We start from the raw sequence: 13,826 nt of genomic DNA, 5'->3' as shown, positions 1-13,826 counted from the left end.
CCGGCGCGGTTGAGGCCATCGGCCCGAGCGGCGGGCCGTCGGGCTCCGCACCACCGCAAAACCGAGCGGCCGGGGCGCGATTCGCCGGCCAGCAGGGACGGCGAGGCCAGCCGACCGGCATTCCGGCACGGCCAGCCCGACCCGCCTTGCGGCGTGTTGCGGCATCCCGGCCCGGCGACCCCGCGACACGCCGCAGAGCGCGCAGCCAGGGTGCGAACTCGCCAGCCGGCCGAAGCCCGTGGCCGCCCTGGTCTCCGGCCCGCGCGATCCGCCGGTTCGCTGGCCGCCCATCGTGCCGGGCGAGCGGTTCAGGACACCCGTCTCAGTGGCGGGGCACCGTGCGGCGGCGTCGGTTCGGCGGGTTCGGCTGCCGCGTGACGCAGTGCCAGCACGACGGCCGCGCTGCCCCGGCCGGTGAAAGCAGGAGGCGACGACGGCCGGTGCGCGCGCCCGTCCGGCGCGTTGCGCAGGGTCCGGTCGTGGCCCGCGACGGTGTCGGGGGCTCGCCCGTGCCGGCGCGGCCCGGCCGCGAGCCGGGGGAGTAGCACGACCCTGTCTTCGTGGCTGCCGCCGGAACGCGGACCCGGCCCCCGGTCGGGGCGGAGGCCGCCGGCCGCCCGGGTGCGCCCGTCCCGAGCCCGGTGCCGGGGCGACGACGCCGGTGGCGTCGACCACCGCCCGGCACCGTCCAGGGTGGACCGGCTGCCGGGCGCCACCGGGTTGCGGCGCGGTGCGGTGGCGTTGCGGTCCCGCCCGCCGTCGGAGGCTGCAGCCGAGGCGGCGAGGGCGGCAACCGGCTCCGAGGCGAGGGCGGCAATCCGCTCGGCGGCGAGGGCGGACACCTGCTCGGCGTCGAGGGCGGGAGCCGACTCGGCGGCGGCCGGGCGGGGCGGGGCGAGGCGGGGAGCGGGCGGGCCGGAGCGGGTGGGCGCCACCCGCCCGGGCGTCGTCGCGCGCCACTGCTCGGCCCGCCGGCCGAACTCGGCGCGGACGGCCCGGGGCAGCCGGTCGTACGCGGTCCGGCGCAGGGCCGGGTCCACGATCTCGTACCGGCCGTGCCGGTCGCACCGGAGCAGGGCGTCGGCGGTGGCGAGCCGGCGCAGCAGCGTCGCCGCCCGCCCGGGCGCCCAGCCGAGCAGCCGGTCGACGGCCGGCGCGGTGAAGTCGACGCCGAGCGCCGCGCCCGCCGTCAGCACCGCCCGCCGTGCGTCGTCGAGCAGGTCCAGCCGGGCGGAGGCCATCCGGCGTACCGCCTCCGGCAGTCCGGGCTCCCCGTTGCCACCCGCCGCGACGTACGCGCCGGCGTACCCGGGCATGCCGCCGACCAGCGGTAGCAGGCGGCCGGCGAGCGCGGCCGGCCGGCCGGCGCGGCCGAGCAGCCGGCGCAGCAACCGCCCGGTGTCGACCGCGCCCAGCGGCGCCAGCGCCACCCGGCAGCGGCGGTCGTCGGGCACGGGCAGCGGGTCGGCCAGCTGCGGCCGGTGGGTGGCGACCACAGCCAACGGCAGTCCGCGCAGGGTGGCCGCCGCGAAGAGGGCCCGCAGGAAGCGGTCCAGCTCCGGCCCGGCCCGGTCCAGGTCGTCGACCGCGACCACCACCGGCTGCCGGGCGGCGAGAGCCAGCAGCAGCTGGCGGCAGGCCGCCGGACCACCGGTCGCCGTGGCCGTGCCCTCCGGCGCGGCGAGCAGCGCCGCCAGCGCGGCGACCGTCGGGGTGGCCCGGGCCGGTGCGACCAGCCCGTCGACCAGGGCGGCCAGCCGCCGGTGGACCACCGCCGGCGGGTCGCTGTCGCGCACCCCGGCCAGGTCGCGCACCAGCTCGGCGACCGGCTCGAGCGCCCCCTGCGGGTACGGCGGGCAGTGCGCCACGCACCAGCGGACTGCCACCCCGTCGACCTCGCGCAGCGCGTGGCGCAGCTCGTGCAGCAGCCGGCTGCGGCCGATGCCGTCCGGCCCGACCAGCGACACCCATCGTGGACGGTGCTCGCGGGCGGCCCGGACGAGCTGGTCCTGGGCGGTGGCCAGCTCCCGGCGCCGGCCCACCAGCGGACCCTCGTGCCGGGTCCGTCGCGGCCGGGCCGGCGAGGTGACCCGCCAGACGTCGACCGGCAGCGCCTTGCCGGCCAGCGCCACCGGGGCGAGCACCCGCTGGTCGACCAGGTCGGCGGTGGCCCGGTGGGTGGCGGCGCAGACCACCACCCCGCCCGCCGGGGCGTACTCCTGCAACCGGGCGGCGGTCGTGGTGACCGCGCCGCTGGCCGCGCCGTGCCCGCCGTCGCGGGCGGCGGCCAGGTCGACCACCGCCTCACCGGTGGCCACCCCGACCCGGACCCGCAGCCGCACGCCCCCCGGCATGGGCCGCCGGTCCAGGGCACGCTGGATCTCCAGCGCGGCCCGCACCGCCCGGTACGCGTCGAGCCCGTCGGAGCGGCGCGCGCCGAACAGCGCCATCACCGCGTCGCCGACGTACTTCTCCACCACGCCGTGCCAGTGCCGCAGCACCCCGGCGACGGTGTCGAAGTACGCGCGTTGCAGCGCGCGGACGTCCTCCGGGTCGAGCCGTTCGGTCAGCGCCGTCGAACCGACGATGTCGGCGAACAGCACGCTGACCACGCGCCGTTCCTCCCGGACCGGCCAGGGTGACGTGACGTCCTCCCGACCGGTGGCGACCGTGGACAGTGGCATCGCACCCACCTTTCCCCCCAGCAGTGGTGCCTTACGACATCCGGACACTGTCACCACCGGGCCGTCGGGGGATCTGCAGAACGACGTATGTCGGCCGGTCGCAACCTTTAGTCGCAATGTCGACGCGAGGAGTACCACAGCGGGATCAAGCCCGTAGAACGGTGCGGGGACCTGTGACTAGGCTGCGGGCATGGCCAGCGATGTGGACAATGCACCGCTCGTCGGCCGTGCCGACCAGCTGACGGCGCTGCATTCCGCGCTGCTCGACGAACTCGGGCCCGGGCAGACGGCGGCGGTCTTCGTCAGCGGTGAGAGCGGGGTAGGTAAGACCCGGCTGCTGCACGAGGTCGGGGCACGGCTGCGCGACGGGGGAGCGGTCGTGCTGACCGGCACCTGCCTGGACATCGGCGACGCCTCGCCGCTGCACCCGGTGATCCAGGCGCTGCGTCGCTTCGACGCCGAGCTGACCGCCACCCAGGCGCGGACCTCGTCGGCCGTACGCGGCCTGCTGCGGACGTTCGCCGAGGAGACGGCCACGGCCGACGGCGGCGCCCTGCTGGAGCGGGTGTCCCGCGGGCTGAGCCTGATCGCCGAGGGCCGTCCGCTGGTGCTGGTCCTCGACGACCTGCAGTGGGTCGACCGGAGCACCCGGCAGCTGCTGCTCTACCTCCTCGCCGGTCTGGGCGACCTCCAGCTCTCCGTGCTCGCCGCGGTGCGGGCCGAGTCGTTGCAGGGCGCCCACCCGCTGCGCCGGGTGCTCACCGAGCTGCGCCGGCTGCGCTCGGTCCGGGTGGTCGACCTGGCCCCGCTGGACCGCGCGGACACCGACCGGCTGGTCGCCGCGATCGTCGGCACGCCGCCGACGCCGGAGGCCGCCGAGCAGGTCTGGCAGCGCAGCGGCGGCAACCCCTTCGTGGTCGAGGAGCTCGCGCGCGACCTGCGCGACGGCCGCGACGGGCTCTCCGACACGCTGCGCGAGATCTTCCTGTCCCGGGTCGACGCGCTGCCCCAGCACGCGCACGCGGTGGTGCACGCCGTGGCCGCCGGGGTGGAGCCGGTCGAGCACTGGCTGCTGGCCGAGGTGCTGGGCCTGCCCGAGCAGGAGCTGATCGAGGCAGTCCGCGCCGCGGTGGCGCACCGGCTGCTGGTCGGCGCCGACGACGGCTACCGGCTCCGGCACCGCCTGGTCGCCGAGGTGCTCGCCCACGAGCTGCTGCCCGCCGAGCGCTCCGCCCTGCACCGGCGCTACGCCGAGGCGCTCACCCGGGCGCCGGCGGAGCTGCACCAGGCCCGGCTGGCGCACCACTGGCGGTTGGCGGGTGAGCCCGGCCGGGCGTTGCCGGCGGCGATGGCCGCGGCCCGCGAGGCCGAGCGGCTGCACGGTTTCGCCGAGGCGCACCGGCACTGGTCGGTGGCGTTGCAGCTGGCCGACACCCCGCCCGCCGGGCCGACGGAGGCGGCGCCGGTGCAGGTCGACCGGGCGACGCTGCTGGAGCACGCGGCCGAGACCGCCCACCAGTGCGGCGAGCACGCCCGGGCGCTCTCCCTGCTGGCCGAGCTGGCCGGCGGCGACGACTCCGAGCCGTCCTGTGCGCTGCGCATCCGGCGGGCCCGCTACCTCGCCGCCGCCGGGCGCTCGGCTCCCGCCGAGGCCGAGTACCAGCGCGTGCTGGAGGCCGCGGACTGCACCTCCCGGGAACGGGCCACCGCCGCCGCCCACCTCGCCGAGCTGCTGCTGCACCTGGGCCGGTACGCCGACGCCGGCGCCCGGGCCCGGGAGGCGCTGGCGCTGGCGGCCGAGGTCGACGGCAGCACCACCGAGGTGGTGCTGGCCAGCTCGGCGCTCGGCTTCAGCGAGGCGTTCCTGGAGGACCCGGACGCCGGCCTGGCCGTGGTGCGGCGGGCGCTGGAGATCGCCGAGCGGGCCGGCCGGCCCGAGGACGTGGCGTGCGCGTACCTGCACCTGGCGGAGCTGCTGACCGGGCCGCTGAACATCCTCGAGGAGGGGGTGGTGGTGGCCCGCCGGGGCGCCGAGCGGGTCGCCGAGCTGGGCCTGGGACGCACCTACGAGACCCGGCTGCTGGCCATCGCCACCAACGGGCTGTTCCGGGTGGGGCAGTGGGCCGAGGCGGAGAAGGTCGTCGCGGCGGCGCTGCGGCACCGCCCGTCCGGCGCGGACGCGGTCGAGCTGCTGCTGGCCCGGTGTCGGCTCTCCGTCGGCTACGGCGACGTGGAGGCGTCCGACCGCGACCTGGAGGCGGTGGCCACGGTGCTGGCCGGTGGCGGGGCGCGCCACGTGCTGCCGATGCTGATCCTGCGGGCCGGGCTGGCGATGTGGCAGGGCCGGCACGACGTGGCCCGGCAGGCGGTGCAGCGCGGTCTCACCGAGAGCCGCTCGGACGACGTGGTGCTGCTGGCCACCCTCGCCTGGCACGGCCTGCGCGCCGAGGCGGAGGCGCACGCCAGCCGGACGGTGCCGGTCGACGAGACCGTGGTCCGGCGGCTGCGCGAGGTGGTCGACCGGGTCGCCCGCAAGAGCGCCCACGCCGCCCGGCCGGTACGCCTGGGCGCGGAGGGCTTCCTGGTGCTCTGCACGGCCGAGCTGAGTCGGCTCGACGGACGGGGCGACCCCGACCTGTGGGCCCGGTCGGCCGCCGAGTGGGACCGGCGCAACCACCCGTACCCGGCGGCGTACTCGCGGCTGCGGCAGGCCGAGGCGCTGCTCGCCCGGCGCAGCCGCAGCGCGACCGCGGCCAAGCTGCTGCGCCGGGCGTACGAGATGGCGCAGGGGCTGGGTGCCGTGCCGCTGACCAGCGAGATCAAGACCCTCGCCGGGCGCGCCCGGGTGGAGCTGGAGGAGCGCGCCCAGCCGGCCGGCGGCGCGGGGGCGACCCGCAGCGAGCCCGTCAGCGACGAACTGGCGGTGCTGACCGCCCGGGAGCGCGAGGTGCTCGCCGCCGTGGCCGAGGGGTTGACCAACAAGGAGATCGGCCAGCGGTTGTTCATCAGCGAGCGGACCATCGGCGTGCACGTCTCGCACATCTTCGACAAGCTCCAGGTGCGTACCCGGGTCCAGGCCAGCGCGATCTACCTGCGCAACCGCGCCGACTGACGCAAACCGGGCCGCGACGAATACGTCGTTCTACTGATCCCGTACGTCGGTGTCGCTGGAAGGCTGTCCAGCGACGCCGACGGCACGGGGGTGCCCCGACCACTGTGGAGGAGACATGACGGAACCGGTCTGGGGCCCGGTCCACGCCGACATCGTCGGGCTGCTGGCGGACCACCCGGGCGACGTGCCGGCGGTGGTGGACCACCTCACCAAGCTCCAGGACCTGCTGGTGCGGCTGCCTCCGCTGGAGCGCAGCTGCCCGCTGGCCGACTTCAACGAGCTGTACCTGACCATCACCACCAGCGTGCTGGAGGGGCTGTACGACGACTTCTTCGCCGACCCGGTCTTCCTGTCCCGGCTCGACGTGGAGTTCGCCACCCGCTACTTCGACGCGCTGCGGCTGTGGACGGAGTCCAGCCCGACCACCCCGAAGGCCTGGTCGTGCCTGTTCAAGCGGATGCGCGGCCCGGACGCCCGGCCGCTGCCGTCGGCGGCGGCGGGGGTGAACGCGCACATCAACTTCGACCTGCCGTTCGCCCTGGTGACGACCTTCGACCACCTGGAGTCCGAGCCGGTCGACGGCAGCGAGCAGCACCGCGACTATCTCAAGATCAACGACATCTTCGCCGACAAGATCCCCTCGCTACGGCGCGGCTACCTGGAGCGGTGGCAGCTGCTGATCGACATGCTCAACGGGGACGTCGACGACTGGTACCAGGGCGAACTGGTGGAATACACCCGGGACGTGGCCTGGCGCAACGCCCAGAGGATCTGGCGGTGCCGGCACGACCCGCACGCCCGCGACTGCGAGCGCACGCGGCTGGACGACAACGCCGCGGCACTCGGCCGGCTGCTGCTGTCGCCACTGGGGGCGTACCTGCAGTAGCCGGGGACGGGGGGTCCCCGCGCTCCGGGAAACCGGGGCGCGGGGACGCGTCCCCGCCGGGCAGGATGGCCCGATGCCGCTGACCGAACAGCCCCTGCCCGGCAACGTCACCACCGGCGTGGTCCGGGTCGGCGACACGGTGCGCCGGCCGGCCGGCCCGTGGACCGACAGCGTCGACGCGCTGCTGGCGCACCTGCACGCGGTGGGCTTCACCGGCGCGCCCCGGCCGCTGGGCCGCGACGCGCGCGGCCGCCAGGTGCTGGAGTACGTGCCGGGGGAGTGCGGGGCGGAGGCCGGGACGTACCCGCTGGCGGAGCTGGCCTCGATCGGCCGGCTGCTGGCCGACCTGCACGACGCGGTGGCGGGGTTCGTGCCCCCGGAGCCGGCCGGCTGGCGGGTGGCCATCGCCCCGGACGGCGCCGACCTCGTCTGCCACCACGACGCCGCGCCCTGGAACCTGGTCCGCGCCGACCGCGGCTGGGTGCTGATCGACTGGGACGGCGCCGGCCCCGGCACCCGGCGCTGGGAGTTGGCGTACGCCGCGCAGGCCATGGCGGGCCTCCGGCCGGACCGGCCGGTCGCCGAGTCCGCGCGGCGGCTGCGCGCTCTGGTCGACGGGTACGGCCTGGCCGGCGCCGACCGCCCGGCGCTGGCCGCCACCCTGGGCCGCCGGGCCCGGGCGATGTACGCGCTGCTGCGCGACGGCGCCCGCGACGGGGTGCAGCCCTGGGCCCGGATCTTCACCGTCGACGGCCCGTACTGGCGGGCCACCGCCGCGCACCTGGACGCGCACGTCGAGGACTGGACCCGCGCGCTGGAGTGAGCCGGGGTGTCGGCCGGCCCGCACCGGGTACCCGCGGGTCATGTCCGTGCACCGTTCCGCGTTCCGCTTCGACCCCGCCTTCCGGGCCCCGCTGGCGCTGCTCGGCGTACGCCCGGAGACCTCCTGGGTGCTCGTCGACGACGAGGCGCTGGAGATCCGGTACGGACCCTGGCGGCTGCGCACCCCCCGGGCGAACATCACCGGGGCGCGGCTCGACGGGCCGTACCGGTGGTGGCGGACGATCGGGCCGCACCTGTCGTTCGCCGACCAGGGGGTCACCTTCGGCACCAGCACCGCCGCGGGGGTCTGTGTGCAATTCGCCGACGCCGTCCCGGCCCTGGTGCCGGGGCCGTGGCCCCGCCACCCGGGCGCCACGGTCACCGTCTCCGACCCGGAGGCCCTGCGGGACGTCCTGGGGGCGCCACCGGGCTGAGGGCAGCGGGGCCGGCGCGGTGGCGTGCCCTCGATGATCTCCCGGCTTGCCGGTTCCGCCGAGCGGTGCCGCGAGTACCGCCTACGGTCGGTGCAGGACCGTAGAGAGTGGGACGGGCATGGGGGACGGGCGGGACGGGGCGGCGCCACGGCGTACCCGGGGGCGGCGTGGCACGCCGGCGGGTCTCGGGCCTGAGGTGCGGGCGGCCCGCGATCCGCTGCAGGGGGAGCGCACCCGGTCGGGGTCGGTGACGGTCCCCGAGTGCGTGGAGAGCCACGCCCGCCCCCGCCCGGCGGCCGACCCGCTGCGGCGCTGGCTCTTCGCCCACCAGGTGCAGCCCGCCGGCCCCGAGGCGGAGGAGGGTACGCAGAAGCGCCACCCCTGGTGGCGGGTGATGTGCCTGACCGGCGTCGACTACTTCTCCACCCTGTCGTACCTGCCCGGCATCGCGGCGCTGGCGGCCGGGGCGCTCTCCCCGCTGGCCACCCTGCTCATCGTGGCGCTGACCCTGTTCGGGATGCTGCCGATGTACCGGCGGGTGGCCCGGGAGAGCCCGCACGGGCAGGGCTCGGTGGCGATGCTGGAACGGCTGCTGCCGTTCTGGCGCGGCAAGATCTTCGTCCTGGTGCTGCTCGGCTTCGTCGCCACCTCGTGGATCATCACGATCACCCTCTCCGCCGCCGACGCGACGGTCCACCTGCTGGAGAACCCGTACCTGCCGGCGTCCTTCCCGCACGGCACGGCCGCCGCCGTGGTGGTGACCGTGGTGCTGCTGCTGGTCCTCGGCGGGGTGTTCCTGCTGGGATTCAGCGAGGCGGTCACCGTGGCCATCCCGCTGGTCGCGGTCTTCCTCGGGCTGAACGCGGTGATCGTCGTGGTCGGGCTGGCCGAGGTGGCCGCGAGCCCGTCCCTGGTGGGCGACTGGACGCAGGCGCTGACCGCCGGCGGCACCGGTCTCGGCGACCTGCTCGGGCCCGCGGTGCTGGCCTTCCCGCTGCTGGTGCTGGGCCTGTCCGGTTTCGAGACCGGGGTCAGCATGATGCCGCTGGTGAAGGGGGTGGGGGCGGACTCCCGGCAGCGCCTGGAGGCGCGGATCCGCAACACCCGCAAGCTGCTCGCCGCCGCCTCGCTGATCATGTCGGTGTACCTGATCGCCACCACGTTCGTCACCACGGTGCTGATCCCGGCGGAGGAGTTCCGGCCGGGTGGCGCCGCCAACGGACGGGCCCTGGCCTGGCTGGCCCACGAACACCTCGGCGAGGCGTTCGGCACCGTCTACGACATCAGCAGCGTGCTGATCCTCTGGTTCGCCGGCGCCTCGGCGATGGCCGGCCTGATCAACATCGTGCCGCGCTACCTGCCGTCGTACGGGATGGCGCCGGAGTGGGGCCGGGCGGTCCGGCCGGTGGTGATCGTCTACACGGTGATCAGCATCGCCATCACGGTCGCCTTCCGGGCGGACGTCAACGCCCAGGCCGGCGCGTACGCCACCGGGATCCTGGCGATGATGGTCTCCGGCGCGGTGGCGGTGACCATCGCGGCCGTGCGGGCCCACCACCGGATCGCCGGGGCCGGCTTCGGCCTGCTCACCGCCGTCCTGCTCTACGCCCTCGCCGAGAATGTGATCGAGAAGCCGGACGGCATCGCCATCTCGGCCCTGTTCATCGCCGGGATCATCGCCGTCTCGCTGATCTCCCGGGTGTCCCGCACCACCGAACTGCGGGCGGAGCGGATCGAGTTCGACCCGACCGCCCGGCGGTTCATCGCCGACTCGCTGACCCACGACGGCCGGCTGCACCTGATCGCCAACAAGCGCGACAGCGGGGCGCTCAAGGAGTACCGGGTCAAGGAGCGGGCGCAGCGCGGCATGAACCCGGTGCCCGGTGCGGCCGACGTGCTCTTCCTGGAGATCGACGTGGTGGACCCGTCCCAGTTCAGCCAGGTGCTGCGGGTGCACGGCGTGGAGGTCGGCGGCTACCGGGTGCTGCGGGCCAGCAGCCCGGCCGTCCCGAACGCCATCGCGGCCATCCTGCTCGCCCTGCGCGACGGCACCGGCGTACGCCCGCACGCGCACTTCGAGTGGTCCGAGGGCAACCCGCTCGCCCACCTGCTGCGCTACCTCATCCTCGGTCGGGGCGACACGCCGCCGGTGGTCCGGGAGATCATCCGCAAGAGTGAGCCGGACCCGTCGCGCCGACCGGGCATCCACGTCGGCGGCTGAGCGCTGGTGAGCCGGGGCCGCCAGTCAGCCCGGTGACCGCAGCCGCCCGGCCAGGTCGCCGGCGAAGAAGTCCAGGAAGCCGTCCGGGTCGGGGCCGGCGTTCTGCAGGACGATGTGGTCGTAGCCGGCGTCGACGAACGCCCTGACCGCCGCCACGTGCACCTGGGGATCCGGGCCGACGGCGAACTGGCGCCGGATGTGGTGGTCCTCCACCCAGGAGGTCGCCGCGTCGAAGTTGGCCGGGTTGGGCAGCTCACTCATCACCTTCCAGCCGGTGATCGACCACCGGCTGGTCTCCCACGCCGCCCGCACCGCCTGTTCCTCGTCGCCGGCCCAGGCGAGCGGCACCTCGGCGTAACGGGGTCCGGAGCCGCCGGCCGCCCGGTAGTGCTCGACGATGGACGACTTCGGCTCGGTGACGAACAGGGCGTCGCCCAGCTCGGCCGCCATGGTGGCCGACGACCTGCCGCTGGCCGCGACGGCGATCACCGGCGGGGTGTCCGGCAGGTCGAAGACCCGGGCGTCCTCCAGCTGGAGGTGCTTGCCCTCGTACGACTGGTAGCCGCCCTGCCAGAGCAGGCGGATGATCTCCAGCGCCTCGCGCAGCCGCTCGTGTCGCCCCCGTACGCTCGGGAAGCCCTGCCCGACCACGTGTTCGTTGAGGCGTTCCCCGGCGCCGACGCCGAGGGTGAACCGGCCGTCGGAGATCAACGCCATGGTCGCCGCGGCCTGCGCGATGATCGCCGGGTGGTACCGCACGGTGGGGCAGGTGACCCCGGTCGCCAGGCCCAGGCTGCTCGTCTTCGCGGCGATCGCGCCCAGCACGCTCCAGGTGAAGGACGAGTGGCCCTGCACGTCGAGCCAGGGGTGGAAGTGGTCGCTCATCTCCACGAAGTCGAAGCCGGCCTGTTCGGCGCGGACTGCCTGGCGGATGATCTCCTGCGGGCCGTAGCCCTCCGAAGCCAGCTTGTAGCCGATCTGCATGGCACGTCTCCGTCCCGTCCGGCGCTGGGCCGCTGCCCTTCCCGGCCCCTCCGCCGGCAAACGCACCTCTCGACCCAGCCTCCTAGGACGCCGTAGGGGAGGTGGCGGACGTGATCGGGAGCGGACACGACACGGCCCGCGCCCCGGGGGTGCGGGCGCGGGCCGGGGGTCGGCGGACCTACTTGGACGGCTCGGGCAGCTTGCAGTCGACCTTCGGGTTGGCGCCGACGTAGTTCAGCGGCCCGGCCACGATGGTCACCAGGATCGTGCCGGCCTCGGCGCAGTTGGTGTCGTCGTTGCTGTAGTAGCCGCGCTGCCCGGCGGCGATCGCGCCGATGAGCAACCAGATGACGACGATGACTCCGAAAATCGATGTGCCGCGCATGGGGTGCCTCCAGGGTCGTGGTGGGTCGAGGTGACGCACTTGTACCCAGAGGCGACGAGGGGATAAACGACATCCGGAACGGTCACCGGCGCGCCGGCCGGATCAGTGCGGCGGGGACGGTCTCTCCGGCGGCTTGCCCCGGCTGCGCCGGGCGTCCGCGACCGCCACGCCGGCGAGTACCACCATCGCGCCCGCGGCGGCGAAGAGCGGCGGCAGGAAGAGCACCGCCGGGGCGAGGGTCAGCAGCGCCAGCAGCCCGCCGGGGCGCGACAGCGAGACCCGGCTGAACACCTCGTACTCGAAGGCGGACCGGCCGACCAGGAAGAGCGCCGGCCCGCCGAGGATGACCGCCGCCCACGACGGCGGGGTGCGCCCCAGCGGCTCGTGCAGCACCAGGTCGAAGCCGGCCGCCGTGATCACTACCCCGGCCACCAGCGTCAGGTGGGTGTACGGCGCGGTCAGCAGGAACCGGCTCGGCGCCTTCGCCGCCTGGATCGCGTGCGGCAGCAGCTCACCCGAGCGGTGCACGTAGATCCGCCAGAGCAGCAGGGTCGTGAGGAAGGCGATGGCGAACGCGCTGATGTTTTCCGCCTCGGAGTGCACGCGGCTGAACATCATGCCGATCACCAGGACGGCGTCGCCGAGCGCGATGATGAAGAACTGCTGGAAGCGCTCCGACAGGTGCTCGGCGGTGACGTTGCGCTGCCGCTCAGGGACCATCCCCAGCCCGGGCACCGGGTACGCCAGCCGGAAGCCGCCGTAGTCGAGGGCGAGCGCCAGCGCCCAGCACGCCTCCCGGGCGTGCCCGCTCACCGTGGCGCCGATGATCCAGGGGACCGCGGAGACGGCGAACCAGATGAAGATCCGCGCCGCCCGGCGCTGGGTCGGCCGGTGTCTGCGTACCGTGGGCATGAGGAACAGGCCCCGGCCGAGGTGGATCGCCACGTAGGTGCCGGCGAAGACCATGCCCCGGTCGGTGAAGGCGTGCGGGATGGCCGTGGTCATCAGCAGCGCGCCGAACATCACTGCGGTGATCAACAGTTTGATCTCGGTGCGCTGCGGGTCGTACATGTCGGTGACCAGGGTGGTGATCGCCCAGGTCCACCAGACCGCCATCAGGATGATCAGGGACTGGCCGGCGTGCTGCCAAGTCAGATCGGTGACCAGGCTGTTGGAGATGAGGGCGAGCGCGACGACGTAGACCAGGTCGAAGAAGAGCTCCAGCAGGGTCACCCGGCGGGGACCCTCGGGGTCGCGCACCGGCGCGCCGGTCTGCCGGGCGGGCGGCTCCGGCATGAGTGGCTGCACGTGCTGCTCCTGCGTACCGGGTTGTCGGCGCGGCGGGCCGCGGTCGGCCCGCTCACCGACGGTAGCGACGGCCGCCGGGCGACGTGTCCGGTTCGGCGCTTTCCCGGCGAATCCCGGTTGCCCGTCCGGGGCCGCCCGGTGGCGGCGGGCGGCTGGGACAACCGGACCTTCCACCTCGGCGACGAGATGACGGTACGGCTGCCCAGCGCGCCCGGCTACTCCGCACAGGTGGCCAAGGAGCAGTGCCGGCTGCCGGTGCTCGCCCCGCACCTGCCGCTGCCCGTACCGATCCCGCTCGCGCAGGGGGAGCCAGCCGAGGGCTATCCGTTCGCGTGGTCGGTGTACCGGTGGATCGAGGGGGGACAGGCCCGGGTGGAGCGGATCGCCGACCTGACCGCGTTCGCCACCAGGCTCGCCGGCTTCCTCGCGGCCCTGCACCGGATCGACGTCACGTCCGGTCCGGCCGCCGGGGAGCACAGCGCCTGGCGCGGAGGACCACTTCGGACGTACGACGCGCAGACCCGGGCCGCGATCGCCGGACTGGGTGACCGGATCCCGGGGGAGCTGGTCACCGGAATCTGGGAGCTGGCGCTGCGCTCCACCTGGTCCGGCCCACCGGTCTGGTTCCACGGCGACGTCGCCTTCGGCAACCTGCTGGTCCGCGACGGTCGGCTGGCCGCGGTGATCGACTTCGGCTGCTGTGGGGTGGGGGATCCGGCCGGTGACCTGACGGTCGCCTGGACGTTGCTCACCGCCGGGAGCCGGACCGCGTTCCGCGACGCGCTCGCCGTGGACGAGGCGACCTGGAACCGGGGCCGAGGTTGGGCGCTGTGGAAGGCGCTGATCACGCTCCACGTCACCGATCCGGCTCGCGCGGCGGAGGCCCGGCATACGCTCGCGGCCATCGTCGAGGAGTACGCCGCCCCGGGTCGGTGACGGTCCGGGGCAGACGGTGTGGGCCGGTGTCCGCGCCTCGGCGCGGACACCGGC

Annotated in this window: 10 protein-coding genes; 6 read left to right on the top strand and 4 right to left on the bottom strand. The window is 75.1% G+C overall.

What is annotated here, in order from left to right; all coding sequences use genetic code 11:
- Nucleotides 1–308 precede the first annotated feature (308 nt).
- Entirely contained in the window at nucleotides 309–2,684 is a 2,376-nt protein-coding gene (locus ACTMTB_RS15120; protein ID WP_441146056.1) for an AAA family ATPase, read from the bottom strand.
- A gap of 190 nt (nucleotides 2,685–2,874) precedes the next feature.
- Between ACTMTB_RS15120 and ACTMTB_RS15115 the strand changes: the two genes are divergently transcribed.
- The 5 genes from ACTMTB_RS15115 (at nucleotide 2,875) to ACTMTB_RS15095 (ending at nucleotide 10,159) form a co-directional block, all read left to right on the top strand.
- On the top strand, nucleotides 2,875–5,796 hold the full coding sequence (locus tag ACTMTB_RS15115; RefSeq protein WP_441146054.1) for a helix-turn-helix transcriptional regulator: 2,922 nt from the start codon (nucleotides 2,875–2,877) through the stop codon (nucleotides 5,794–5,796).
- 115 nt (nucleotides 5,797–5,911) lie between these two features.
- The gene (locus ACTMTB_RS15110; RefSeq protein ID WP_441146052.1) at nucleotides 5,912–6,682 is read left to right on the top strand and encodes a DUF5995 family protein; all 771 of its coding nucleotides are present in this window, start codon (nucleotides 5,912–5,914) and stop codon (nucleotides 6,680–6,682) included.
- A gap of 73 nt (nucleotides 6,683–6,755) precedes the next feature.
- The gene (locus tag ACTMTB_RS15105; RefSeq protein ID WP_441146050.1) at nucleotides 6,756–7,505 is read left to right on the top strand and encodes a phosphotransferase; all 750 of its coding nucleotides are present in this window, start codon (nucleotides 6,756–6,758) and stop codon (nucleotides 7,503–7,505) included.
- A 40-nt stretch (nucleotides 7,506–7,545) separates the two neighbouring features.
- Nucleotides 7,546–7,938, top strand: a complete 393-nt coding sequence (locus tag ACTMTB_RS15100) for a hypothetical protein (RefSeq protein ID WP_441146048.1) — start codon at nucleotides 7,546–7,548, stop codon at nucleotides 7,936–7,938.
- A gap of 247 nt (nucleotides 7,939–8,185) precedes the next feature.
- Nucleotides 8,186–10,159, top strand: a complete 1,974-nt coding sequence (locus ACTMTB_RS15095; protein ID WP_441146046.1) for an amino acid transporter — start codon at nucleotides 8,186–8,188, stop codon at nucleotides 10,157–10,159.
- A gap of 24 nt (nucleotides 10,160–10,183) precedes the next feature.
- Here ACTMTB_RS15095 and ACTMTB_RS15090 read toward each other — a convergent pair whose 3' ends face one another.
- From ACTMTB_RS15090 to ACTMTB_RS15080, 3 genes are all read right to left on the bottom strand, one after another.
- The gene (locus ACTMTB_RS15090; protein ID WP_441146044.1) at nucleotides 10,184–11,143 is read right to left on the bottom strand and encodes a TIGR03557 family F420-dependent LLM class oxidoreductase; all 960 of its coding nucleotides are present in this window, start codon (nucleotides 11,141–11,143) and stop codon (nucleotides 10,184–10,186) included.
- Nucleotides 11,144–11,321: 178 nt separating this feature from the next.
- Nucleotides 11,322–11,528 (bottom strand): hypothetical protein, encoded by a 207-nt coding sequence (locus ACTMTB_RS15085; protein WP_441146042.1) that lies wholly within the window; start codon nucleotides 11,526–11,528, stop codon nucleotides 11,322–11,324.
- A 102-nt stretch (nucleotides 11,529–11,630) separates the two neighbouring features.
- On the bottom strand, nucleotides 11,631–12,836 hold the full coding sequence (locus ACTMTB_RS15080) for a low temperature requirement protein A (protein WP_441146040.1): 1,206 nt from the start codon (nucleotides 12,834–12,836) through the stop codon (nucleotides 11,631–11,633).
- A gap of 117 nt (nucleotides 12,837–12,953) precedes the next feature.
- Here ACTMTB_RS15080 and ACTMTB_RS15075 point away from each other — a divergent pair, with 117 nt between their 5' ends.
- The gene (locus ACTMTB_RS15075) at nucleotides 12,954–13,772 is read left to right on the top strand and encodes an aminoglycoside phosphotransferase family protein (protein ID WP_441146038.1); all 819 of its coding nucleotides are present in this window, start codon (nucleotides 12,954–12,956) and stop codon (nucleotides 13,770–13,772) included.
- The last annotated feature ends 54 nt before the right edge of the window (nucleotides 13,773–13,826 follow it).

Origin of the sequence: Micromonospora sp. L32 (genome assembly GCF_052068055.1) — a bacterium.
Lineage (GTDB): Bacteria > Actinomycetota > Actinomycetes > Mycobacteriales > Micromonosporaceae > Micromonospora > Micromonospora purpureochromogenes.
The sequence above is the reverse complement of the archived record's forward strand: the minus strand, read 5'-3'. Positions and strand labels throughout refer to the sequence as shown.

Bases quoted from the DNA above. Each gene is read 5' to 3' on its own strand.
- ACTMTB_RS15105 (WP_441146050.1), top strand. From the start codon at position 6,756: ATGCCGCTGACCGAACAGCCCCTGCCCGGCAACGTCACCACCGGCGTG.
- ACTMTB_RS15110 (WP_441146052.1), top strand. From the start codon at position 5,912: ATGACGGAACCGGTCTGGGGCCCGGTCCACGCCGACATCGTCGGGCTG.
- ACTMTB_RS15120 (WP_441146056.1), bottom strand. From the start codon at position 2,684: ATGCCACTGTCCACGGTCGCCACCGGTCGGGAGGACGTCACGTCACCC.
- ACTMTB_RS15100 (WP_441146048.1), top strand. From the start codon at position 7,546: ATGTCCGTGCACCGTTCCGCGTTCCGCTTCGACCCCGCCTTCCGGGCC.
- ACTMTB_RS15090 (WP_441146044.1), bottom strand. From the start codon at position 11,143: ATGCAGATCGGCTACAAGCTGGCTTCGGAGGGCTACGGCCCGCAGGAG.
- ACTMTB_RS15115 (WP_441146054.1), top strand. From the start codon at position 2,875: ATGGCCAGCGATGTGGACAATGCACCGCTCGTCGGCCGTGCCGACCAG.
- ACTMTB_RS15085 (WP_441146042.1), bottom strand. From the start codon at position 11,528: ATGCGCGGCACATCGATTTTCGGAGTCATCGTCGTCATCTGGTTGCTC.